Source organism: Streptomyces globisporus C-1027 (genome assembly GCF_000261345.2).
Lineage (GTDB): Bacteria > Actinomycetota > Actinomycetes > Streptomycetales > Streptomycetaceae > Streptomyces > Streptomyces pakalii.
This window is the reverse complement of the sequence record NZ_CP013738.1, coordinates 2,160,988-2,183,033: the sequence shown is the minus strand read 5'-3', so window position 1 is coordinate 2,183,033 and position 22,046 is coordinate 2,160,988. Positions and strand designations below refer to the sequence as shown.

Below are 22,046 nucleotides of genomic sequence, written 5' to 3'. Positions count from 1 at the left end.
CACGAGCGAGGAGCAGCGCATGACGGCATGGATGGTACGGACGGGACACGGTCCGGCGCACCCGATTTCGGGAGGGTGGCCGACGGCGGGACCCGAGGGCGGTACGAGGTCGCGGGGCCGGGGGATCTCGAGGGTTTCCGGCGCGCTGGCGGGAGCGGCGGCGCTGCTGACGCTGGCGTACGGAGCGGGCGTCGGCATCGCCCAGGAGTCCGCCCACGGCGGGCACGGCACGCAGGGTGCTCATGGCGCCCACGACGCCCTCGGTGGCCACGGCGCCTCCGGTGCGCATGACGGCTCAGGAGACCACGGCGCGCCCGGCGCTCCCGCGGCGGACCCGAGCCGTACGGATGACCTCGTCGCCGCGGGCGACGGCTCGTGGATGCGGGCCGCGGGGGTGTTCTCCCCGCCCGGTTCGTTCGTTCAGTCCGACGCGCTGACGTACGACACCCGGCTGGTGCCGGCGGGCGCCCGGATCGAGGTCACCCAGTTCACCGGCCCGTCCGGCACCCGCGTCGGGGCGCGCCTGCACGGGCTCGTGCCCGGCCGTGCGTACGGGATGCACGTGCACACCTCGCCCTGCGGCGCCGACCCGGCCGCCGCGGGGCCCCACTACCAGCACCGCCCGTCCGCGACCGCGGACCCGGTCAACGAGGTGTGGCTGGACTTCCGGACGGACGAGGACGGTGACGGGCGCGCGGAGGCCCTGCACGAGTGGAACTTCCGCGAGGGCGGGGCACGGTCGGTGATCATCCACGACCGGCAGGGCGGCGCGGGGGAGCGGGCAGCCTGCTTCACGGTGCCGTTCGGGCCCGACGATCGGGCCTGACCGAGTAACACGGCCTACGCCGAGGCGCCCCGCTCCCTCCGCGAACTCGGGGAGCGGGGCGCCTCGGCGTATGTTCCCCGTCCCGCCGCGCGCCGGGTCGGCGCCGGAACGCGGGAGCCGAGGGGCCGGAGGGCCGGTCAGACCGAGACGGCCGGGGCCTTGTCCCGCCGTGTCGCGTCCTCGGCGGTGGCCGCCGTGTTCCGCGAACCGAAGAAGCGGTCCAGGGCGACGGCTCCCGGGCCGGTGAAGACCAGCAGCAGGAACGCCCAGCAGAACATCGCCGGCGGCTCGCCGCCGTTCTGGAGCGGCAGGAATGCTTCCGGCTGGTGCACCTTGAAGTAGGCGTAGGCCATCGAGCCCGAGGCGAGGAACGCGGCGGCACGCGTACCGAGACCGAGGGCGACGAGCGACCCGCAGACCAGCTGGATCAGAGCGGCGTACCAGCCGGGCCAGGCGCCGGTCTCCGCCTGGTTGCCGCCGAGGATCCCGAAGAGGGAGGCGGCGCCGTGGAAGGCGAAGAGCAGGCCGACGACGAAGCGGAAGAGGCTGAGCACATAGGGCTGCGCCTGGTTCAAGCGGATGAGCATGGGGGGTGGGCTCCTTCGGTCGGGGTGGGGACGTGAACCGACTGGGCGCATCAGGTTAGGGAAACCTCATCAGTGCTTGCAACTTCAACATTCTGTCGGATGGCTGAAAATCTTCTAACCCTCCGGGATGAGTGAACGCTCAAGAACCGCTTCGAGCTGGGCCCCCTGCTTCCCTGCTGTGGCCTGTACCAATGTCAGCGCAGACTTCCGGCCACGCAATGTGAGCGTCATGAGCTGGTTACCGAACCAGGGGCCGCCCGCCCTGTCCCAGGTGACCGGCGACGCTCCGGTGCGGCCGTGGCGCGAAAGGAACCGGCCGATCCGCCGGCCCGTCCGGCTCCAGCCGAAGCGGAATCCCACCTGGATCCACCGGGGGACCGAGTTGTGCACGGGGGAGCAGGTCAGCTGGAGGATGCGGGACACCGGGGCGCTTCCGGGGCCGGGGTCGGAGGTGGTACCGGAAGCGCGTCCGTCACCGGGCGGGGTGTCCGGCCACCGGGGCTCGGTGATGTAGGCGTGGTGCACATCGCCCGAGAGGACACATACCGTCGCCGGGGCGTCCGGACCGCTCGCGGCCTCCCGCAGCAACTCCGTGAACCGGTCGAACGATTCCGGGAAGGCGGCCCAATGCTCCAGGTCACCGGCGCGGCGCACCTTCTCGCCGAAGCGTGCCCAGCCGTCCCCGCGTACGCCGGCGCACAGCGAGGCGTTCCAGCGCTCCGCGTCGTGGACGAGCGGGGGCAGCAGCCACGGCAGGGAACTGCCGATGAGCAGATGGTCATACGAAGCGGGGTCGTCCAGGACCGCATCCCGCAGCCAGTCGGCCTCCTCGGGGTCGAGCATCGCCCGCCGGTCCTCGGCCAGGACGCGCGCCGCGCGGGTGTCGACCATCACCAGCCGTACTCGGCCGAAAACACGCCGGTAGCTCCACCGGGTACGGGCGGGATCCGCGTCGGTCTCGGCGGCGAAGCGGCGCAGCGCCTCCGTGCCGTCGTGCGAGGCCCTGACCGCCGCGTACACGGGGTCGGCGGCCAGTTCGGCGGGGGAGAGGTTGCCCAGGTGCTGGTGGACCCAGTACGACATCAGCCCGCTGACGATCCGTTCGTGCCACCAGGGTGTGGCCCGGATGTCCCGCTGCCAGGCGGCGCTGGTGTTCCAGTCGTCGATCACGTCGTGGTCGTCGAAGATCATGCAGCTGGGAACCGTGGAGAGAAGCCAGCGGACCTCCGGATCGCGCCACGATTCGTCGTAGAGGTAGGTGTACTCCTCGTAGTCCGCGATCTCCGTGCCGGGCGGCTCCTTCAGGTCCCGGCGGGCGGCGAGCCTGCGCCGGGTCGCGGCGGAGGTCTCGTCCGCGTACACCTGATCGCCCAGGAGCAGCAGGACGTCGGGCCGCTCGGCCGCCGGATCCGCGGCGAGGTGGGTGGCCAGGGTCACCAGGGCGTCCGGCCCCACGGGATCGTGCCCGCCGTCCGGGGCTGCCGCCCAGCGGCACGAACCGAACGAGATCCGCACGCCGTCCGACGCCGCCCCGGCGCTCTCCGCCGCGCCCTTCCCCGGCCCCGCCGGTGTCGCCGCCGGCGGCGTGGTGATGGTGCTCGGCGGGAGACGGGTGTCGTCGGGCGGCCAGACGCGCCGGGAGCCGATCAGCACCTCGTACGCCGTCGTCGAGCCGGGCGTCAGCCCCTCCACCACGACCAGGGCGTAGTGGTGCCCGGCCACCGAGAAGGTGGGCGACGTCCCCGAGGCGCCGTCCGCGCACCGCACTTCCACGGTGCACGGACGGCTCGCCTCGACCCAGACGGTCGCGGTGGACCCGGACTCCCAGTCGACGTACCGCAGCAGTGGTCCCAGGCGCAGCCCGGCCATGTGGTGCCTCCTCGCGACGCCGGAACGGATCGGCTCCGTAACGTACAGAACGCGGAGGGGCCGCGCACGGGTCCCGGCGGGAGCGTCAGGGGGCCCGCGACGGAATCAGCAGCCGTTCAGGGCCGACTGCAGGGCGCTCTTCTCGGCGGAGTCGACGCTCAGGTTGTACTGCTTCTTGACGTGGACCCACGCGCGGACGTAGGTGCACTTGTACGAGGAGCTCGGCGGCATCCACTCGGCCGGGTCCTTGTCGCCCTTGGCCTGGTTCACGTTGTCGGTGACCGCGATGAGCTGGGGGCGGGTGAGGTCGTTGGCGAACGACTGGCGCTGGGCGGTGGTCCAGCTGCTCGCGCCGGAGCGCCAGGCCTCGGCCAGCGGGACCATGTGGTCGATGTCCACGTCGGATGCGGCGCTCCAGGTGGCGCCGTCGTAGGGCGAGTACCAACTGCCGCTGACCGCGGCGCAGGAGGAGTCCTGCTGGACGTTCGTGCCGTCGCGCTTGAGGACGACCTCGCGGGTGTTGCAGGCTCCCGACTGGGTGATCCAGTGCGGGAACTTGTCGCGGCTGTAGCCGCTGGACGAGCCCTCCGCGCCGACGGTGAGCTGACCGAGGTAGGTCCGCGCGGTCGCCGCGCTGACCGGGGTGGGCATGGCGGCCTGGGCGCTGGGGGCGGTGAACAGGGCGGACGTGGCGGCGAGTGCTGCGGTTGCGGCGACGACGGAGAGGCGACGCGCGTAGACACCGGACATGCGAACTCCCTTGATGTGGGGGGTGCGTGGGTGGGCGACGATCGGGCTTCGGGCGGATCCCGGCCATCGTGGCGACGCCAGGTTTCTGTGGGGTAGGCGTCAGGTAACAGAGTGGCGACATGTGCACGTCACATCAAGGGGTGTGCAAGGGGAGTGACGGATCGCGGGGGCGCGTCGGTCCGTCACGGAGGGGTGATCCGAGTGGTGTTGGGCGGCCTGCGGGAGGGTCGGGGGCGCCCGGGCGTGCGGTCGCGCCCCCCTGAAGTGTTTTTGGGGGCCGGTTGCATGCCCTCTGCTGCCTCTGCAGTCTCGGCGGCCTCGGGGTCCCCGGGCGTAGGGTGCGGCTCTATCGTTGCCGCGTGTTGCTTCCGGTCTCCGTCACCCTCGGTGTCGTCCTCGCCGTCCTGCTGGTCTTCGCAGCCGCCGTCGCCGCGTGGGCCTCACTGGGCCGGTCGCGCGAGATCCTCGTCGCCGGGGTGCGGGCGGCGGCCCAACTCGCCTCCCGGCGCGGGGAGGTTGAGGCGGGCATGGCCCCAGGGCGTGACGCCCGGCTGGAGACCGTCCGGTCGGCGGCGTCGGACGCGTTGCTGCCCGGGCTCGATCAGACCCGGACCGTCGGACTCGTCACGCTGCCGGGGGCGTTCGCGGGCATGCTGCTGGGTGGCGCCTCACCCGTGGAGGCGGGCGCCGTGCAGTTGTTCGTCCTGGTGGCGCTGATGGCGGTTCAGGTGGTGGCCGTCGCGACGGTCCTGGAACTGGTCGCGCGCGGGCTGCTGTACCGGGACTGAACCCCGGGGCTCTCAGGCCTCGTCGATGTGCAGGCGGATCGAGCCGTCCTCGGCTGCCTCCACCCGTACCCGCGTCAGGTCCGCCACATGGGCGTCCGGCGCCAGGGCCGCGGTGCGCGGGCCGACGCCCACGACGCGCATGCCCGCCGCCCGGCCCGCCGCGACACCCGCCTCGGAGTCCTCGAACACGATGCAGTCCGCCGCGTCGAAGCCCAGCTCCGCCGCGCCCTTGAGGAAGCCTTCGGGGTCCGGCTTGCTGGCGCCGACCTGCTCGGCGGTGACGCGGACGGCGGGCATCGGCAGCGCGGCCGCACCCATCCGGGCCGTCGCGAGCGCGCTGTCGGCGGAGGTCACCAGTGCGTGCGGCAGCTCGGCGATCGCGGCCATGAACGCGGGCGCCCCGCCGATCGGCACGACGCCCTCGACGTCGGCGGTCTCCTCGGCGAGCATCACCCGGTTGTCCGCGTAGTTCTGCTCCATCGGGCGGTCCGGGAGCAGGACGGCCATCGTGGCGTACCCCTGACGGCCGTGCACCACCTTGAGCGCCGCCTCGGGGTCCAGTCCGTGCTCGATCGCCCAGCGCCGCCAGCAGCGCTCCACCACCGCGTCGGAGTTCACGAGGGTGCCGTCCATGTCGAGCAGGAGGGCGTGAGCGGTGAGGACGGTGGCCGGCATCGGCTGCTCCAGAAACGCGGGGAGGTGTACGAACGGCCCGGGCGCGCGTGCCGCAGGGCGGAACCAGAGCAACCCCCGCCCGCCGGTCAGGGAGTGCGGGCGGGAGCTACTTTGTTCCATCACGATACAAAAACGGGAGCCGGAACGCCAATCACCCCGTTGTCCGCTCTTCGTCCCGCCGGGTGTCCGGGCTCAGCGGTGTCCGCGGCCGGTCGTCTCCGCCTCCAGCGCGCGCCGGGTGTTCGGCCCGTACACGCCCACCGGATCGCCCTGGATCGCCTTGTACGACTGGTAGACCGCCACCGCGTTCCCCACCCGCTCGCTGTAGTTCTGGTCGGACGGCCCCGAGTAGAGCCACACCTCCCTGAGCCGGTTCTGCAGCACCCCGACCTCCGGGCCGCGGTCGCCCGGCCGCAGCGAGGGGCCGGCGAACTCCGCGGGCGGGGCGGCGGACGGCGAGGACGTGGGCGCGCCGCCGTCCTCCGGGGTGGGCGAGGCGCTCGCCGTCGGTGACGTGGACGCGCTGGCGGTCGGCGAGGGCTCCCGGCTCTTCGTCGCCGATGCGGACGCGGACGGCGAGGCCGACGGTGCCGCCGAGCGGGACGGCGTACGGGACGGCGCTGCCGACGCGGACGGGGACGGGGCCACCGACGCGGCCGGTTCGCCGTCCGTGTCCGGGACGCTCGTGGTCGCCTCCGGCAGCGCCTCGTCCCCGCTGTCGTCGCCGCCGAACAGCCCCCCGGCGAAGGCGGCCGTGCCGACCACCGCGGCCACGGCCGCCCCTGCGGCGAGCGCTCCGAAGGGCCGCCTGCGGCGCGGCTGCACGGGGTCGGGGGCGAAGGCGGGGTTCGCGGCGGCGGTCCGCCTGCGGTTGCGGTCACCGCTTCCGGCCGGTGCGGCGTACGCGCCCGTGGCGGTGCCCGAGCCCGGGCCTGCGCCCGTACCGGCGTCCGGGCCGTCGCCGCCCAGGAACAACGGCATCGTGGTCGCCGCCGCCCCCGGAACGCCTGCCCCAAGCCGCGCGGCCCCGGAAGTCGCACCCTCCGGCGTACGAGAAGCCTCACCCGCCCACGTGCCGGGCTGCGTGCCCTCCGCCGTACGGGAAGCCTCGCCCGCCCCGGTACGGTCCGCCCCCGGGCCCGTCTGCTCCGCCGTCAGTGTCACGTACGGCCGGATGCGCAGCGGGTCGAAGTCCTCGGCCGCGGCGATCTCCGCCGTGCGGGCCGCGCGCTGCTCGTCCTCCGTGAGCGGTGCCGAACCCGCGCCCGCGCCGCACCGGCACGGCACCCGGTGCTCCGTGCCGGGCTCCCCGGCCGTCCGTCTACCGCACTCCGGGCATGCGTGTCCGGTCATCGTGGGTCCCCTCCCCTTGAACTGCCTGCGATTATGCAGCCCGCTTCGGGGAAGCCCAACGGCCCGCAGCGGGCTCAGCCCGCCTTCGGCAGGCCATAACGGGGCGAAACGTCCAGGATGGGGGTGTAGTGGATCAGCGGACGCAGCGGATCGAGGAGACGCCATGGCCCAGCAGAGGAGACGCCCATGTCCCAGCAGCTGAGCCCGCAGCCCCCGGCCGCCGTTCCCGGTGAGGGGCATTCCCACCGGAGCGTCCTGGTGGCGATCGGAGCGCTGCTCCTCGGCATGCTGCTCGCGGCACTCGACCAGACCATCGTCTCCACGGCCCTTCCGACCATCGTCAGCGAGCTCGGCGGGCTCGACCATCTCTCCTGGGTGGTGACCGCCTATCTGCTGGCGGCCACCGCGGCGACCCCGCTGTGGGGCAAGCTCGGCGACCAGTACGGCCGCAAGAAGCTCTTCCAGACCGCGATCGTGATCTTCCTGATCGGCTCCGCGCTCTGCGGGGTCGCCCAGAACATGCCCCAGCTCATCGGATTCCGTGCTCTCCAGGGACTCGGCGGCGGCGGGCTCATGGTGCTGTCGATGGCGATCGTCGGCGACCTCGTCACCCCGCGCGAACGCGGCAAGTACCAAGGGCTCTTCGGCGCCGTCTTCGGGGTGACGAGCGTCCTCGGACCGCTCCTCGGCGGCTTCTTCACCGAACACCTCAGCTGGCGCTGGGTCTTCTACATCAACCTGCCGATCGGCGTCGTCGCGCTGGGCGTCATCGCGGCCGTCCTGCACATCCCGGTCCGCCGCGAGAAGCACACCATCGACTACCTCGGCACCTTCCTCATCGCGGCCGTCGCGACCAGCCTGGTGCTCATCGCCTCCCTCGGCGGGACGACCTGGGCCTGGACCTCCCCGCAGATCATCGCGCTCGCGGTGCTCGCCGTCGTCCTGCTCGTGGCCTTCATCGCCGCCGAACGGCGTGCCGTCGAGCCCGTGCTGCCGCTGAAGCTGTTCCGGATCCGCACCTTCACCCTCGTCGCCGTGATCAGCTTCGTCATCGGCTTCGCCATGTTCGGCGCGATGACCTACCTGCCGACGTTCCTCCAGGTGGTCCACGACATCACCCCGACGATGTCCGGCGTGCACATGCTGCCGATGGTGTTCGGCCTGCTGATCACCTCGACCGCCTCCGGCCAGATCGTCAGCCGGACCGGCCGCTGGAAGGTCTTCCCGGTCCTCGGCACGGCCCTCACCACGGTCGGCCTCCTGCTGCTCCACCGCCTCGACGAGTCCAGCTCCACCTGGCTGATGAGCTTCTACTTCTTCGTCTTCGGCGCCGGGCTCGGGCTGGTCATGCAGGTCCTCGTCCTGGTCGCCCAGAACTCCGTCTCCTACCAGGACCTCGGGGTCGCCACCTCCGGCGCGACGTTCTTCCGGTCCATCGGCGCGGCGTTCGGCGTGGCCGTCTTCGGGACCATCTTCACCAACCGGCTGACCGGCCAGCTGACGGACGCGCTCGCCGGGCAGCCGCTGCCCCCGGGCATCGACGCGGGGAGCCTGGCCGCCGACCCCCGGGCCCTCGGGCAGCTCCCCGCCGACCTGCGGCCCGGTGTCCTCAGCGCGTACTCGACCTCCATCACGGACGTCTTCCTGTACGCCGCCCCGGTCGTCCTCCTGGCCTTCGTCCTCGCCTGGTTCCTCCGCGAGGACAAGCTCCGGGGCTCGGTGACCGCCCCGGACACGAGCCAGACCCTCGCCTCCAACCCCGTCGAGCGCTCCTCGTACGACGAGTGCGCCCGCGCCCTGTCCGTGCTCGCCACCCGGGAGGGCCGCCGCGAGATCTACGAGAAGATCACCGCGCGGGCGGGGTACGACCTGCTGCCCGCGGCCAGCTGGCTGCTCCTGCGGATCAAGCGGCACGGCATGGTCGAACCCGCCCGGCTCGCCGAGACGGCTCCCGTACCGCTGCACGTGATCACCGACGCGGCCCGGCAGGTCGAGGAACGGGGACTGGCCCGCCGGGAGGGCCTGCAGATGATCCTCACCGAATCCGGGGCCGAGGCCGTCGTCCGGCTCTCGCAGGCCCGCGAGGACTCGCTCGCCGAACTCCTCGGCGACTGGTGGGGCCCCGAGCGCCCCACCGACCTGGTCACACTCGTCCATGAACTGACCGCCGAGGTCAGCGGCTCGACCAGGGAGCGGCCCCACTCCCCGACGCCTCCTCGCGACCACGAGGCCCATCTGCGCCGCGACGAGCGAGAGGCCCACAGCCGGGCCCTCGACGACCGGGACGACCACGGCCACCCGCACCCGCCCGCCTGAACCCCAACGGTTCCCGTGCGCCGGGGCCGGGTCACAGCTCCTTGGCGAACCAGTGCTCCGCGTACCGGTTACGGCGGTGGAACGCCGGCACCTCCCGGTACCCGTGCTTCGCATACAGCCCGCGCGCCTCGACCAGGTCGTTGCGGGTGTCCAGCCGCAGCAGCCGTACGCCGTACGCCCTCGCCTCCTCCTCCACCGCGGCCAGCAGCAGCCCGCCGCCACCCGTGCCCCGGAACGCCGGGCGCACGTACACCCGCGTCAGCTCCGCCGTGCCCGCCCCGGCCTCCTCCGTGAGCACAAGACCGGCACAGCTCGCCGCCTTGCTCCCGTACCGGCCGACGACGAACTGACCGGTCGGCGGTACGAGCAGGTCGGCCCCGTCGTCGGCCAGCCCGTCGGCGATCTCCTCGGCGGTCGCGGGCCGGTTCCAGTAGCTGCTCGCGACCTCGTCGTAGTAGTCACGGCGCAGCGCGCTCGCGTCGGGGGAGTCGAATCGTTCGGCGGCCACGGTCCAGGTCATGTCAGGCATTCTTGCTGCCGTACGGACTGACGACGACGCAATTACCTGTGCAGGGGGCAGCAGTGACCGACGTGTCCGCGACCGACGCCGCGACCACGACCACCCGGGCGATCCAGCATCTCGCCGAACGCTGGATACAGGACGGCATGGCGACCGAGGGAACAGCGGGCCGGGGGCGAGAGCGGTGGTGGCGCCGGGGCCGTACCGTGCAGACCGTCGGTTTCGTCTGTTCGCCCGCCGGGCTGTGGCTCGCCCTGGCCGCTGTCGCCGCCGGCGCCCGCGGCGCGACCGCGGCCGAGCTGCGGGCCCTCCTCGGCACCGCGGACCGGGAGGCCGCCCCGGCCGTCACGGCGGTGGCCCGCGGACTGGCGGCGACCGGGGCGCTGGGCGTGGCCACCCGGGTCTGGAGCCGGGTGCCCGTGCTGCGCGCGTACCGGGAGGCGCTGCCGGACGTCCGCTTCGACCCGATGGACCCGGCGGCCGTCGACACCTGGGTGCGCGAGGCCACCGGCGGGCTGATCGAGCGGCTGCCGCTGGAGATCACCGACGACACCCTGCTCGCCCTGGTCAACGTCCTGGCGCTGAAGGCCCGCTGGGAGAAGCCGTTCGAGGGGTGGCGCACCCGGGACCTGCCGTTCACCGACGCGGCCGGGACGGTCCGCCCGGTGCCGACCATGTCCAAGGACGTCCCGTTGGCCGATGCCTGGACGGCCGGCGGGGCGTACGTCGTCGAGCTGCGCTGCGCCCAGGAACCGGGCGGCGCCTCCGGAGCCCGGGTCCGCCTCGTCCTGGGCGAGCCGGGGGCGGGCCCGGAACGTGTCCTCCCGGTGGGCTGGGCGCCCCGGACCGCGGGCACCGCGCTGGACACCGACCGGGTGACCATCGGGCTGCCCCGGCTCGCCCTGCGGACCCGGGCGGCCGTCACCGAGCAACTGCCCGCCCTCGGCGTACGGCTCGCCACCTCCGACGACGCCGACTTCTCCGGCCTCTCGCCCGAATCCCTTCGCGTCTCCGACGTGATCCAGGAAGCCGTGCTGAAGATCGCCGAGGAGGGCGTGGAGGCCGCGGCCGTGACGGTGGTCGCGGCCCCGGCGGGCGCGGCGCCCCGGCCGCAGCGGCTCCACCACATCGCCTTCGACCGGCCCTTCGGCATCGTCGTGCTGGCCGGAGCCGACGACGTACCCCTGTTCACCGCCTGGCAGGCGGACGCCCCTGCCGACCCGGACGCCTGAGGCCCTTCCCGCGCCCATCTGAGGCCTTCCGGCGCCCCCGTCATCCCGACGGACGACTTCTTCCGGACCAAAGCAGGATGACAGTCAGGCAAAGAGGGGGTTGATTGTGTCTACCTCGTAGGGCAATGCGAGGCTTCATCCTGCATGGCCCCCACTCGAAGGGGCGGTGCATGGAACGGTGGGAGGGTCGGCGCAGCGTGGTGAATGCGGATCACAGTGTGCGCGGTGACGCGGCGGCGGACACGGGAGCGGGGGCGGGGCTGACCAGGGCCCTGCTCTGGCTGGTCGTGGCCGTGCTCGCGGTTCGGCAGGTGGCGGTGGTGCTCCGGCAGCCACCGGGGGAACGGCTCCTCGATCTGGAGACCTGGATCGGGGAGAACGGCGTCCTGCACATGACGGGCTCGCTGTACGACAGCGGCCGGTTCACCGGGACGCCCTTCGCCGGGCTCGTCCTGAAGCCGCTCACCGCCACGGCCCAGCAGACCCTGGGCGTGGTCTGGACGTTCGGGTCCCTGCTGCTCGTCGTCGCCCTCGGCCTCGTCGCGGCCAAGGCCCTGCCCGGGCCGGTGAGCCGACGGACGGCCCTGCTCGCGGCCCCCGTCGCGATCAGCCTGTTCATGCTGTCGTTGCCGGTCCGCAACGCCCTGCACCTGGGCCAGACGAGCATCCTGCCCGTCCTGCTGGTGCTCCTGGCCTGGTTCGTCGTCCGGGAACACCGGGCGGCGGGCGTCCTCGTCGGCATCGCCGCCGCCTTCCAGCCGGTGCTGGTCCTCTTCGCCGCCCTGCTCTGGCTGACCGGCCGACGGCAGGCGTCGGTGAGCGCGGGCGCGACCTTCGCCCTCGCCACGGCCGTCGCCTGGGCCGCGGCACCGAAGGACTCATGGACGTACTGGGTGCACCATCTCGCGGGCGCCGGACTGGGGGAGCGGCCGGACAGCCTCGCCAACCAGTCCCTGCACGGGGCGCTGCTCCGGCTCGGCCTCGAAGGCCCCGTGGAGATCGCCCTGTTCCTGGTGCTCGCCGCCGCCGTCGTGGTCCTCGGGCTGCGGCGCGCGGTGCGGTACGCCGAGGACGGCCAGCTGCTCCTCGCGGTGGCCGTGACCGGGTGCGTCGTCGTCGCCGTCTCGCCGACAGCCTGGCAGCACCAGCTGCTCTGGGTGCTCCTCGCGGTCGTCGGCAAGGTCGGCAAGCGCGCCTCCGACCGGCTGGTCTGGCCGTCCGTGGTGGTGCTCGCCGTCACCCTGCCGGGCACGATGCTCCTGCCGAACATCGAGGCGCTCTTCCCCGTACGCGACAACATCCTGCTCCTCGCGGCGCTCGGCGCGGCCTGCCTCGCCCCCTTCCTGCCCCGCACCTCGCCGTACTGGCAGCACCCGGTCCCCACCGACTACGCGAAACCGGTCGCGGCGCGCTGGAGACGCGTGCCGCTCCTGCCGTTCTGGCGCCGGGTCTTCACCCGCCCCAACCTGCTGCTGGAACTCCTGCTCATCCGGGTCGTCTACGACGCCTACGCCCAGGTCCGCCTCGCCGCCCGGGCGGGCCGCCCGCTCGCCGAGGAACACGGCCGGCAGATCCACGCCATCGAGCAGTGGCTGCACATCGACATCGAGCACTGGGTCAACCACGCCGTCGTCAAGATCGACTGGCTGCGCGAGTTCTTCGACTACTACTACTCCACGTTCCACTTCATCGTCCCGCTGACGATCCTCGGCGTCCTGTACGTGCGCCGCCCCGCCGACTACCGCTGGGTCCGCTCCTCCATCGGCTTCGCCACGCTCCTCGCGCTCGTCGGCTTCTGGCTCTACCCGCTGGCCCCGCCCCGGCTCATGCCCGGCCTCGGCTTCATCGACACCGTCCACGGGGTGCAGGACTTCGCGAAGCCCGACTACGGGACACTGACCACCGTCACCAACCAGTACGCGGCGATGCCGTCGCTGCACTTCGGCTGGTCGCTGTGGTGCGGTGTGGTGATCGTGATGCTGGCTCCGAAGCTGTGGATGAAGGCGCTCGGCCTGCTGCACCCGCTCTTCACCATCGCCGCGATCGTGGCCACCGCCAACCACTGGGTGCTCGACGCGGTCGGCGGCGCGCTGGTCGTGGGGCTGGGCTTCGGCCTGACGTATGTGCTGTCGGGTCCGCGGAAGCTGGTCGACGAGGAGCGGGAAGCGGGGGCGAAGCCCGCCGAGCCGCCGCCCGCGGAACCCGCGGGCGAGCAGGCGGAGCCCGTACCCGCCGGGAAGCAGGAGGCGGCGCACAGCGGGTGAGCAGGCCGAAGGGGTGCCGGGACGACGTTCACCGTCCCGGCACCCCTTCGGCGTGGATCGCCGCGTCCTTACATGGTCCGGCCGTCGCGCCCGCCCCGCCACTCGGGACGAGTATCAGGCTTCCGCCGCCGTGGTCACCTGGAGCTGTTTGATCCCGTTGAGCCAGGCCGATCGCAGCCGCCGCGGATCCTCCAGCAGCCGCAGGTCCGGCAGCACATCGGCGACGGCGTTGAAGATCAGGTCGATCTCCATCACGGCCAGCGACTTGCCCAGGCAGAAGTGCGGGCCGCCGCCCCCGAACCCGAGGTGCGGATTGGGATCGCGGGTGATGTCGAAGGCCTCCGGGGCGTCGAACACCTCCGGGTCGTTGTTGGCCGAGGAGTAGAAGAGACCCACCCGCTCGCCCTTCCTGATCCGCTGACCGCCCAGCTCCACATCCTGGGTGGCGGTCCGCTGGAAGGAGACGACCGGCGTCGCCCAGCGCACGATCTCCTCGGCGGTGGTCTTCGGCCGTTCCCGTTTGTACAGCTCCCACTGCTCGGGATGGGTGAGGAAGGCGTGCATGCCGTGGCTGATCGCGTTACGGGTCGTCTCGTTCCCGGCCACCGCGAGCAGGATCACGAAGAACCCGAACTCGTCGGACGACAGGTTCCCTTCGCCCTCCGCCGCGACCAGCTGCGTGACGATGTCCTGGGCCGGGCACTCCTTGCGGGCCGCCGCCAGGTTCATCGAGTACGCCACGATCTCCATCGCCGCCTCGGCGCCGACCTCCTCGGTGATCGCGTACTCCGGATCGTCGTACGCGGCCATCTTGTTGGACCAGTCGAAGATCTTGGACCGGTCGTCCTGCGGTACGCCGATGAGCTCGGCGATGGCCTGGAGCGGCAGCTCCACCGCGATGTTCGTCACGAAGTCGAAGGACCCGTCCGCGTCCGCCGACGCGAGGGCCGTCTCGACGATGGAGCGGGCCCGGGAGCGCAGCGCCGCCTCCAGCGAGCGCACCGCGCGCGGGGTGAAGCCGCGCTGGACGATCTGGCGGACCCGGGTGTGCTCCGGCGGGTCCATGTTCAGCATGATCAGCTTCTGGACGTCGATCTGGTCGCGGCTGATCGTCTCGTTGAAGCGGATGACGGCGGTGTTGGTGTTCGAGGAGAACAACTCCGGGTGCGTGGAGACGTACTTGACGTCCGCGTGGCGGGTGACGACCCAGTAGCCCTCGTCGCCGAACCCGGAGATGTTGGCCGGCTGGGTGCACCACCAGACCGGTGCGGTCTCCCGCATCAGGGCGAACTCCGGGTGCGGCACACGGTCTTGGAGGAGATCGGGATCGGTGAAGTCGAACCCGTCGGGCAGATGGGGGCAGCGCATGGGCACCTCTCCACTCCGGATCTGATCGCGAACCGTCCGAGTCCGACGGGCGCGCCGCCCTGCTTCTGACGGCCCATCAGGAGTTTCCCGCAAGGTAGTAACGAGTTCTACAAGTGGCAAGAGCCGTGGCCGGATCCATCGCCCCGGGCGGGTGTGCGGAAGCGTGGAAGGGGGCTTCCGTTGCGGAGTCGCGTGTGTGCGGTGCGTGCACGCCCCTTGCGCAGCCGGGGCGCCGTCACGAGACTGCTGGACAGAACTAGAACGCGTACTAGTTCCTTCCGCGGGCGCCGGGACGCCCCCTGCGGAAGCGCGAGGAGAGGACGAGCTCATGGCCGCGGAACCCGTCATCGTCGAAGCCGTACGCACCCCCATCGGCAAGCGTGGAGGCGCACTCGCCAATCTGCACCCCGCCTATCTGCTGGGCGAGACCTACCGTGAACTTCTCGGCCGCACCGGCATCCAGGCCGACTGCGTCGAACAGATCGTCGGCGGCACCGTCACCCACGCGGGCGAGCAGTCGATGAACCCGGCCCGCACCGCCTGGCTGACCGTCGGCCTGCCCTACGAGACCGCCGCCACCACCGTGGACTGCCAGTGCGGCTCCTCGCAGCAGGCCTCCCACATGGTCGCCAACATGGTCGCCGCCGGGGTCATCGACGTCGGCATCAGCTGCGGCGTCGAGGCGATGTCCCGGGTGCCGCTGGGCAGCGGCTCCAAGCACGGCCCGGGAAAGCCCTGGCCGGACGAGTGGAACGTCGACCTGCCCAACCAGTTCGAGGCCGCCGAGCGCATCGCCCGCAAACGCGGTCTGACCCGGGAGCGGGCCGACGCCCTCGGGCTGCTCTCCCAGCAGCGGGCGGCCGCCGCCTGGGCCGAGGAGCGCTTCAAACGCGAGACGTACGCCGTCCAGGTCCCGACCACCGAGGAGGAGCAGGCGGCCGGGCAGGGCATGTGGCGGCTCGTCGACCGGGACGAGGGGCTGCGCGACACCTCGATGGAGGCGCTCGCCGGACTGAAGGCCGTCATGCCGAGCGCGATCCACACGGCGGGCAACTCCTCGCAGATATCCGACGGGGCCGCGGCCATCCTGTGGTCCTCCAAGCGCATGGCGCGGGCCCTGAAGCTCAAGCCGCGGGCCCGGATCGTCGCCCAGGCCCTCGTCGGCTCCGACCCCCACTTCCACCTCGACGGTCCGATCGACGCGACCCGGGCGGTGCTCGGCAAGGCCGGCATGTCGCTGCGCGACATCGACCTCGTCGAGATCAACGAGGCGTTCGCGTCGGTGGTCCTGAGCTGGGCGCAGGAGTTCGAGGCGGACCTCGACGGCCTCGAGAAAGTCAACGTCAACGGCGGCGCGATCGCGCTGGGCCACCCGGTCGGCGCGACGGGAGCCCGGCTGATCACCACGGCCCTGCACGAACTGGAACGCCGCGACAAGGAGTTCGCGCTGATCACGATGTGCGCGGGAGGAGCCCTGGCGACGGGAACGATCATCCAGCGACTGTGACCCCGTAGCGGGGGCGTCCAGCGGTCCTCACGGCGGGGCGTTCGGCGGTCCTGTCGGCCTCAGCGGCCCCTCACGATGAGCCCGGGGCCGTCCCCTCGGGCCGCTTCTCCGGCTTTCCGAACGCCACCCGCGCGTCGAACGCGGCGCGGCGGGTGGCCCGGCGCAGCGCCTTGAGCAGTGTCGGGCCGAGCGTCAGGGTCAGGACCACCGTCAGCACCGCCCGCCCCAGGTCCCAGCCCAGCGAGGTCGCCGCGCAGTAGGCGAGGAAGCGCACCAGGTTCTCGTGCAGCGGGTCGCCCGCGACGAACGAGATCCCCGATCCGAGACCGGCGATGAGCGGCCAGCCCTGAAGGTTCATCACCGTGCCGTACGCGAACGCCGCCACGCACCCGTACCCCGCCAGCATCGTCAACTCGGCCCGCCCGCGCAGCCGGTCGGCCCCCGGCAGCAGCCCCGCGCCCATCGTGAACCAGCCCATCGACAGCATCTGGAACGGCATCCACGGCCCGACCCCGCCCGTCAGCAGCGCCGAGGCGAACATGGTCACCGAGCCGAGCACGAAGCCGAAGCCGGGGCCGAGCACCCGGCCGCTCAGCACCATCAGGAAGAACATCGGCTCAAGACCCGCCGTCCCCGCGCCGAGCGGGCGCAACGCGGCCCCGACCGCCGCCAGCACGCCGAGCATCGCGACGGCCTTCGCGTCCATCCCGGACTCGGAGATCGTCGCCACCACCACCGCGACGAGCAGCGGCAGCAGCGCCGCGAACAGCCAGGGCGCGTCCTTCGCGTGCGCGAGCCCGGATCCGGAGTCCGCCAGCAGCGGCCACCCGAAGGCGACCACACCGACGGCCCCGGTCAGCAGCAGCACGGCCACCGACTTCGGCCCGAGCCGCACGGGCCGGGGAGCCCGCTCGGTGACGTCCGTCATCGCCTTCACGCTCCCGCCTCCAGCGCCCCGCGCACCTGGGACACGGTCAGCCACTCCTGCGGGGCGAGGATCTTCGCCGTCTGCGGGGCGAACGCGGGGGAGGAAACCACGACCTGCCCCGTCGGTCCGTCCGCGACGACCTCCCCGTCGGCGAGGATCACCACCCGGTGCGCCAGCTCCGCAGCCAGCTCCACGTCGTGCGTCGCCAGGACGATCGTGTGTCCCTCGGCCGCCAGTCCGCGCAGTACGCCGACGAGCCGGGCCTTCGCCGCGTAGTCCAGGCCCCGCGTCGGCTCGTCCAGCAGCAACAGCGGCGGGCGGCCCGTCAGCACCAGCGCCAGGGCGAGCGCGAGGCGCTGCCCCTCGGACAGGTCCCGGGGATGGGTGTCGTCCCCGACCCCCGGCAGCAGCTCCGACACCAGCGCCCGGCAGGCGCCCTCCGCCGCGCCCGCGTCCCGGTCGGCGGCCGCGCACTCGGCGGCCACCGTGTCCGCGTACAGCAGATCGCGCGGCTCCTGCGGTACGAGGCCGACCCGGCGCACCATCGCGCGCGGGTCCGTCCGGGCCGGGGCCAGGCCGCCGACGCGCACGGAGCCCGCGGTGGGCTCGATCATGCCGACGAGCGCGCCGAGCAGCGTGGACTTGCCGGCCCCGTTGCGCCCCATCAGGGCCACGGTCTCGCCCGGAGCCACGGTGAGCGTCACCCGCCGCAGCGCCTCGACCCGGCCGCGCCGCACCCCGAGCCCGTCGACCCGGGTGACCGGATCGGCGGCGGCCGGGGTGACCGGGGCGGCGTGCCCTCGTCCCAGCAGCCGGGCGAGGCGGCCGGGGCGGGGCCGCTCCGCGGCGACCACCGGCACCGGTGCCGGCCCCGGCCCCGACGCCGGGGCAGCGTCCGCCCGCGCGGGCGCCGCGGCCCCCGGCAGTTTCGAACCCGACGCGCCCTCCGGTGCTCCCGTCGTCCCCGTGGGCGCGGGCGGCGACGCATCCGCCAGCCGCTCCCGCAGCCCGCCCGCCGCGCGCCGGGCGTCCCGTACCGACAGGGGCAGCGGGTCCCAGCCCGCCAGCAGGCCCAGCTCGGCCACCGGCGGCCGGACCGGCGACACCTTCATGATCCCGTCGGGCGGCCCCATCACCGGGGGTGCGCCCGGGGCGGGCAGCAGGATCACCTGGTCCGCGTACTGCACCACCCGCTCCAGCCGGTGTTCGGCCATCAGCACGGTCGTGCCCAGGTCGTGCACCAGCCGCTGGAGCACCGCGAGGACCTCCTCGGCCGCCGCCGGGTCCAGCGCCGAGGTCGGCTCGTCCAGCACCAGCACCTTCGGGTGCGGCGTGAGCACCGAACCGATCGCCACCCGCTGCTGCTGGCCGCCCGACAGGGTCGCGATCGGCCGGTCGCGCAGCTCGGCCAGGCCCAGCAGATCGAGGGTCTCCTCGACCCGGCGGCGCATCACGTCCGGGGCGAGACCCAGGGACTCCATGCCGTACGCGAGCTCGTCCTCGACGGTGTCCGTGACGAAGTGCGCCAGGGGGTCCTGGCCCACGGTCCCGACCAGATCGGCCAGTTCACGCGGCTTGTGCGTACGGGTGTCGCGGCCGTCCACCGTGACCCGGCCCGACAGCAGCCCGCCCGTGAAATGCGGGACGAGCCCCGAGACCGTACCCAGCAAAGTCGACTTGCCGACACCGGAGGGGCCGACGAGCAGCACGAGTTCGCCCTCGGGGACCGTGAGGTCGACCCCGGACAGTGTGGGGCGCTCCGTGCCCTCGTACCGCACGGAGACCCGCTCGAACCTGATCACGCCTGCTCCTTGCCGCGTCGCACTGGTCTGTCGGCCGCCCGGTTCGACGGCGGTACGGGGGCGACCAGCGCGGGCAGCAGCCCGATCAGCACCGCCGCCGCGGGCCACAGCGGCAGCACCGGCGCGGTCAGCGGTACGACACCGGGGCGCAGCGCCTCCGGATCCACCGTGCCCGCCCAGATCATCGCCGCCGCGACCGCCGCACCCGAGCACGCCACCAGCCAGGCCCGCACACCCCACCGGTCCGGGCGATAGCGGGTACGCACCGAGCGCCGCCCGCCGAGCCGCAGCCCGGCCATCGCGGTGACCAGACCGGCCAGCAGCAACGGGAGCCCGTACACCGCCCCCTGCGCGGCCAGCAGCCCGTACGTACCGGCGCACACCCCGAGCAGCCCGCCCAGGGTGAGGAGGTTCGTGGTGTGCCGGACGGCCGCCGGGACCTGGGCGGTACGCCCGTACCCCCGCGCGTCCATCGACGCGGCCACCGCCACCGACCGTTCCAGCGCCCCCTCCAGCACCGGCAGCCCGATCTGCGCCACCGCCCGCACCCCGCCGGTCGGCCGCCCCCGCAGTCGGCGCGCGGTGCGCAGCCGGACCACGTCGGCCACCATGTTCGGCGCGAACGTCATCGCGACCACGACGGCGACCCCGGCCTCGTACAGCGCACCGGGCAGGGACTTCAGCAGCCGCGCCGGATTGGCCAGCGCGTTCGCAGCGCCGATGCAGATCAGCAGGGTGGCCAGCTTCATCCCGTCGTAGAGGGAGAAGACGAGCTGTTCGGCGGTGACCCGACCGCCGATCCGCACGCCCTGCGCCCAGTCGGGCAGCGGCAGCTCGGGGAGCGTGAACACGGTGTGCGTTCCCGGGATCTGCGAGCCGAGGAAGACGGAGAAGACCAGGCGCAGCGCCACGACGAACAGGCCGAGCTTGATGAAAGCCCCGTACGAACGGGCCCACGGCGCGTCCGTACGCCGGGCCGCCACCACATACCCCGCCACGCCGACCAGCAGCCCGAGCAGCAGCGGGTTGGTGGTCCGGGAGGCTGCGGTGGCGAGCCCCAGCGCCCACAGCCACCACGCCCCGGCGGGCAGCGCGTTGGCGCGGTCCGCCTCGGGGGCGTGCAGGGCCCGGCGCAGCCGCCGGGCCGGGGCGGGGGCGGCGGTCACCGGCGGCGGCGGGCCTGGACGACGGCGGCGATGCCGAGCAGCAGGACGGCGCCGATGCCGACGAGGAGCCCGACGGACGGGCCGCCGCCGCCGTCACTTTCCTCGCCCTCGCCCTTGTCCTGGTCGCCGGTGGTCTTCGCGGGCTCGGACGGCTTCGCGCTGCCGGTGTCGCCGGACACCTGCTCGCCGCAGCCCGTCCTCGGATAGCCGGAGATCGCGCAGAGCATGGCGCTGTCGTCGTACCGCAGCGGCTTCGCCACCGCGGCGAGCGCCTCCGCGCTGCTGGCGTCCGGCGCGACCTGGGCGCAGGCCGTCCGCAGGGCCGGCGGCTTCTCCCCGTCCGGAGCGTCCGTGGTCGTCCCCGGGTCGATCACCAGTGCCACCCGCTTCCGGCCGTCCTTCGCCGGGGTGTCCGCGCAGATCGCCCCGAAGCCGGGGGCGCGGCGCGGCTGGTCCGCGTCGCCGGAGTCCTCACTCACGGCGAACCGGAAGCCCTGGACCGTACCGTCGTCCGGGCGCAGAAGGGACGGCCCCTGGGTGGCGTACTCCCAGTTCTTGCCGTTGCCCTCCCAGAAGGACCAGTAGCGGTACCCGGCGGCCTGGGCGCTGCCCGCGCCGAGGAGCACGGCGGAGGCGGCGACCAGGGCGGCGAGCAGCGAGACGAGGGGAACGCGAAGCCGGGCGGCAGCGGCCTGTGCAGGGCTCACGGCTGCCGAATCCTCCGGCGTACGGCTCACGGCTGCTTCTTCTTCCCGCGCATGCTGAGCAGGAAGCCGATGCCGGTACCGGCGAGCAGCCCGATGCCGATCAGCCACCCCAGGCTCAGCCCGCCGTCGTCGCTGTCGGTGCCACTGGAGGGCTGCGGGCCGGTCGGCGTCGGCGAGGGGAGGGCGGTGGCGGCCGGGGAGGGCCCCATCGAGTTGAGCTGCTTGACGAGGTCGACGCCGCCGAAGCTGCGCGCGTCGGCGCCGGTGGCGTGCGCGGCGAGGATCAGCTGCGCGGTGGCGGCCGGGCCGCCCTGCTTCGCCCAGCCGGTGCCGTTCTTCTGCAGCCAGGCGACCGAGGCCTTCGCCTGGTCCGCGTGCCCGGAGGCGGCGAGCGCGACGACGGCGTCCGAGGTGTTGCCGTAGTCGGGCTGCGGCGTGGATTCTTCGGCGCCCGGCATCGGGGCCTGCTCCAGATACGGCTGCTTCTTCAGCGTGTCCGCGAGGAAGGAGGCGCCGTTCTGGGCGGTCTGCTCCGGGCTGAGGTCGTCGCCCTTCGTGCAGGAGGGGTCCTTGACCGCGTTGGACGTGCCGGAGGCGATGCCCTTGCCCATCAGGCCGAGCACGGAGGCCGCGGTGGCGTCCATGTTGGCGGCCAGCTCGCCCTTCTTGCCCGGCTGGTAGGCGAACGCGCCGCCGTCCTTCTCACCGCAGGCGATCGCCAGGGACTGGAGCGCGGTGTAGGGGGTGCTGCCGTTCTTGGTGGTGAGCTCGTTGACCGGGACGCCGGTGCGGGCCAGCGCGCCGATGACGATGGAGGTGGAGTTCGCGTCGGACGGGCTGCCCGGGTTGTAGCCCCAGCCGCCGTCCTCGTTCTGCACGGACTTCAGCCAGTCGGCCCCGTTGTTGGCGTCCTCGCGGCGCTGGTTGATCTCGACGAGGGCCTGGACGGCGACGGCGGTGGCGTTGGTGTCCATCACGGTCGACGCGTCGCAGGGCTTGGAGGTGTCGCCCCGGTACGAGGTGAACGCCCCGCTGTCGCACTGCTGGCCCGCCAGCCAGTCGACCGCCTGCGTCGACGGCGTGACGTACTCGATCTTCTGCGCGAGGAAGGCGAGCGACTGCCGCCACACCCCGTCGTACGTGGGGTCCGTGGTGCCGTAGAGCCCGGCCGGCAGATCCGCCGACGGAGAGGGACTCGGTGCGGCTACCGCCACAGGGGCGACCGCCACGGGGGCGGCGACGCCCAGGAGCACGGCGGTGGTCGCGAGCGCGGCTGCGCTGCGGCGTACGGTCATGGCTGGCTGGGCCTCTCCTGCGAGGGCCGGACTCCCCGGGCGCACGAGGGCACCGGGCTCCGGCCCCGTATGCCTCGACGGTGCCGGCCACCG

At 73.1% G+C, this 22,046-nt stretch carries 18 protein-coding genes; 6 read left to right on the top strand and 12 right to left on the bottom strand.

Going from position 1 to position 22,046, the window contains the following annotated elements; genetic code table 11:
- The first annotated feature begins 19 nt into the window (after positions 1-19).
- On the top strand, positions 20-826 hold the full coding sequence (locus tag WQO_RS09575) for a superoxide dismutase family protein (protein WP_010057528.1): 807 nt from the start codon (positions 20-22) through the stop codon (positions 824-826).
- Positions 827-963: 137 nt separating this feature from the next.
- On the opposite strand, the gene WQO_RS09570 is transcribed toward WQO_RS09575, so the two are convergent.
- The 3 genes from WQO_RS09570 to WQO_RS09560 form a co-directional block, all read right to left on the bottom strand.
- The gene (locus tag WQO_RS09570; protein WP_010057529.1) at positions 964-1,413 is read right to left on the bottom strand and encodes a DoxX family protein; all 450 of its coding nucleotides are present in this window, start codon (positions 1,411-1,413) and stop codon (positions 964-966) included.
- A gap of 114 nt (positions 1,414-1,527) precedes the next feature.
- Positions 1,528-3,282 (bottom strand): alkaline phosphatase D family protein, encoded by a 1,755-nt coding sequence (locus WQO_RS09565; protein WP_010057530.1) that lies wholly within the window; start codon positions 3,280-3,282, stop codon positions 1,528-1,530.
- A gap of 105 nt (positions 3,283-3,387) precedes the next feature.
- Positions 3,388-4,032 (bottom strand): HNH endonuclease family protein, encoded by a 645-nt coding sequence (locus tag WQO_RS09560; protein ID WP_010057531.1) that lies wholly within the window; start codon positions 4,030-4,032, stop codon positions 3,388-3,390.
- Between the two features lie 359 nt (positions 4,033-4,391).
- Between WQO_RS09560 and WQO_RS09555 the strand changes: the two genes are divergently transcribed.
- Entirely contained in the window at positions 4,392-4,820 is a 429-nt protein-coding gene (locus tag WQO_RS09555) for an ABC transporter permease (protein ID WP_010057532.1), read from the top strand.
- Positions 4,821-4,832: 12 nt separating this feature from the next.
- Here WQO_RS09555 and WQO_RS09550 read toward each other — a convergent pair whose 3' ends face one another.
- Together WQO_RS09550 and WQO_RS09545 are read right to left on the bottom strand one after the other, a co-directional pair.
- Positions 4,833-5,495 (bottom strand): HAD-IA family hydrolase, encoded by a 663-nt coding sequence (locus tag WQO_RS09550; RefSeq protein WP_010057533.1) that lies wholly within the window; start codon positions 5,493-5,495, stop codon positions 4,833-4,835.
- A 192-nt stretch (positions 5,496-5,687) separates the two neighbouring features.
- The gene (locus WQO_RS09545) at positions 5,688-6,848 is read right to left on the bottom strand and encodes a peptidoglycan-binding domain-containing protein (RefSeq protein ID WP_029181996.1); all 1,161 of its coding nucleotides are present in this window, start codon (positions 6,846-6,848) and stop codon (positions 5,688-5,690) included.
- 186 nt (positions 6,849-7,034) lie between these two features.
- On the opposite strand from WQO_RS09545, the gene WQO_RS09540 reads away from it, so the two are divergent.
- Positions 7,035-9,164: an MDR family MFS transporter gene (locus WQO_RS09540; RefSeq protein ID WP_010057537.1), complete on the top strand. Its 2,130-nt coding sequence runs from the start codon at positions 7,035-7,037 to the stop codon at positions 9,162-9,164.
- 31 nt (positions 9,165-9,195) lie between these two features.
- Here WQO_RS09540 and WQO_RS09535 read toward each other — a convergent pair whose 3' ends face one another.
- Positions 9,196-9,684, bottom strand: a complete 489-nt coding sequence (locus tag WQO_RS09535; RefSeq protein ID WP_010057539.1) for a GNAT family N-acetyltransferase — start codon at positions 9,682-9,684, stop codon at positions 9,196-9,198.
- Between the two features lie 62 nt (positions 9,685-9,746).
- On the opposite strand from WQO_RS09535, the gene WQO_RS09530 reads away from it, so the two are divergent.
- Together WQO_RS09530 and WQO_RS09525 are read left to right on the top strand one after the other, a co-directional pair.
- Positions 9,747-10,916: a serpin family protein gene (locus tag WQO_RS09530; protein ID WP_058953933.1), complete on the top strand. Its 1,170-nt coding sequence runs from the start codon at positions 9,747-9,749 to the stop codon at positions 10,914-10,916.
- Between the two features lie 170 nt (positions 10,917-11,086).
- Positions 11,087-13,180, top strand: a complete 2,094-nt coding sequence (locus WQO_RS09525) for a bifunctional glycosyltransferase 87/phosphatase PAP2 family protein (RefSeq protein WP_029181997.1) — start codon at positions 11,087-11,089, stop codon at positions 13,178-13,180.
- Positions 13,181-13,294: 114 nt separating this feature from the next.
- On the opposite strand, the gene WQO_RS09520 is transcribed toward WQO_RS09525, so the two are convergent.
- Positions 13,295-14,548: a cytochrome P450 gene (locus WQO_RS09520; protein WP_010057541.1), complete on the bottom strand. Its 1,254-nt coding sequence runs from the start codon at positions 14,546-14,548 to the stop codon at positions 13,295-13,297.
- 328 nt (positions 14,549-14,876) lie between these two features.
- Between WQO_RS09520 and WQO_RS09515 the strand changes: the two genes are divergently transcribed.
- A complete protein-coding gene (locus WQO_RS09515; protein WP_010057542.1) occupies positions 14,877-16,055 on the top strand; it encodes a steroid 3-ketoacyl-CoA thiolase in 1,179 nt (392 codons plus the stop codon).
- Positions 16,056-16,125: 70 nt separating this feature from the next.
- Here WQO_RS09515 and WQO_RS09510 read toward each other — a convergent pair whose 3' ends face one another.
- Genes WQO_RS09510 through WQO_RS09490 form a run of 5 tightly spaced genes read right to left on the bottom strand, consistent with a single transcriptional unit; the run spans position 16,126 to position 21,953 of the window.
- Positions 16,126-16,983 (bottom strand): ECF transporter S component, encoded by an 858-nt coding sequence (locus WQO_RS09510; RefSeq protein WP_032747837.1) that lies wholly within the window; start codon positions 16,981-16,983, stop codon positions 16,126-16,128.
- 5 nt (positions 16,984-16,988) lie between these two features.
- Entirely contained in the window at positions 16,989-18,785 is a 1,797-nt protein-coding gene (locus tag WQO_RS09505) for an ABC transporter ATP-binding protein (protein WP_010057544.1), read from the bottom strand.
- The gene (locus WQO_RS09500) at positions 18,782-19,951 is read right to left on the bottom strand and encodes an energy-coupling factor transporter transmembrane component T (protein WP_010057545.1); all 1,170 of its coding nucleotides are present in this window, start codon (positions 19,949-19,951) and stop codon (positions 18,782-18,784) included. Before WQO_RS09500 ends, WQO_RS09505 begins: the two co-directional genes overlap by 4 nt.
- Entirely contained in the window at positions 19,948-20,688 is a 741-nt protein-coding gene (locus tag WQO_RS09495) for an SCO2322 family protein (RefSeq protein ID WP_010057547.1), read from the bottom strand. Before WQO_RS09495 ends, WQO_RS09500 begins: the two co-directional genes overlap by 4 nt.
- Positions 20,685-21,953 carry a prenyltransferase/squalene oxidase repeat-containing protein gene (locus WQO_RS09490; RefSeq protein WP_010057549.1) on the bottom strand — a complete coding sequence of 423 codons (1,269 nt, stop codon included), beginning with the start codon at positions 21,951-21,953 and terminating at the stop codon, positions 20,685-20,687. Before WQO_RS09490 ends, WQO_RS09495 begins: the two co-directional genes overlap by 4 nt.
- Positions 21,954-22,046 lie beyond the last annotated feature (93 nt).

Coding starts and splice junctions, on each gene's coding strand:
- WQO_RS09570 (WP_010057529.1), bottom strand. CDS start 1,413: ATGCTCATCCGCTTGAACCAGGCGCAGCCCTATGTGCTCAGCCTCTTC.
- WQO_RS09515 (WP_010057542.1), top strand. CDS start 14,877: ATGGCCGCGGAACCCGTCATCGTCGAAGCCGTACGCACCCCCATCGGC.
- WQO_RS09520 (WP_010057541.1), bottom strand. CDS start 14,548: ATGCGCTGCCCCCATCTGCCCGACGGGTTCGACTTCACCGATCCCGAT.
- WQO_RS09550 (WP_010057533.1), bottom strand. CDS start 5,495: ATGCCGGCCACCGTCCTCACCGCTCACGCCCTCCTGCTCGACATGGAC.
- WQO_RS09490 (WP_010057549.1), bottom strand. CDS start 21,953: ATGACCGTACGCCGCAGCGCAGCCGCGCTCGCGACCACCGCCGTGCTC.
- WQO_RS09510 (WP_032747837.1), bottom strand. CDS start 16,983: ATGACGGACGTCACCGAGCGGGCTCCCCGGCCCGTGCGGCTCGGGCCG.
- WQO_RS09560 (WP_010057531.1), bottom strand. CDS start 4,032: ATGTCCGGTGTCTACGCGCGTCGCCTCTCCGTCGTCGCCGCAACCGCA.
- WQO_RS09575 (WP_010057528.1), top strand. CDS start 20: ATGACGGCATGGATGGTACGGACGGGACACGGTCCGGCGCACCCGATT.
- WQO_RS09525 (WP_029181997.1), top strand. CDS start 11,087: ATGGAACGGTGGGAGGGTCGGCGCAGCGTGGTGAATGCGGATCACAGT.
- WQO_RS09545 (WP_029181996.1), bottom strand. CDS start 6,848: ATGACCGGACACGCATGCCCGGAGTGCGGTAGACGGACGGCCGGGGAG.
- WQO_RS09540 (WP_010057537.1), top strand. CDS start 7,035: ATGTCCCAGCAGCTGAGCCCGCAGCCCCCGGCCGCCGTTCCCGGTGAG.
- WQO_RS09565 (WP_010057530.1), bottom strand. CDS start 3,282: ATGGCCGGGCTGCGCCTGGGACCACTGCTGCGGTACGTCGACTGGGAG.
- WQO_RS09535 (WP_010057539.1), bottom strand. CDS start 9,684: ATGACCTGGACCGTGGCCGCCGAACGATTCGACTCCCCCGACGCGAGC.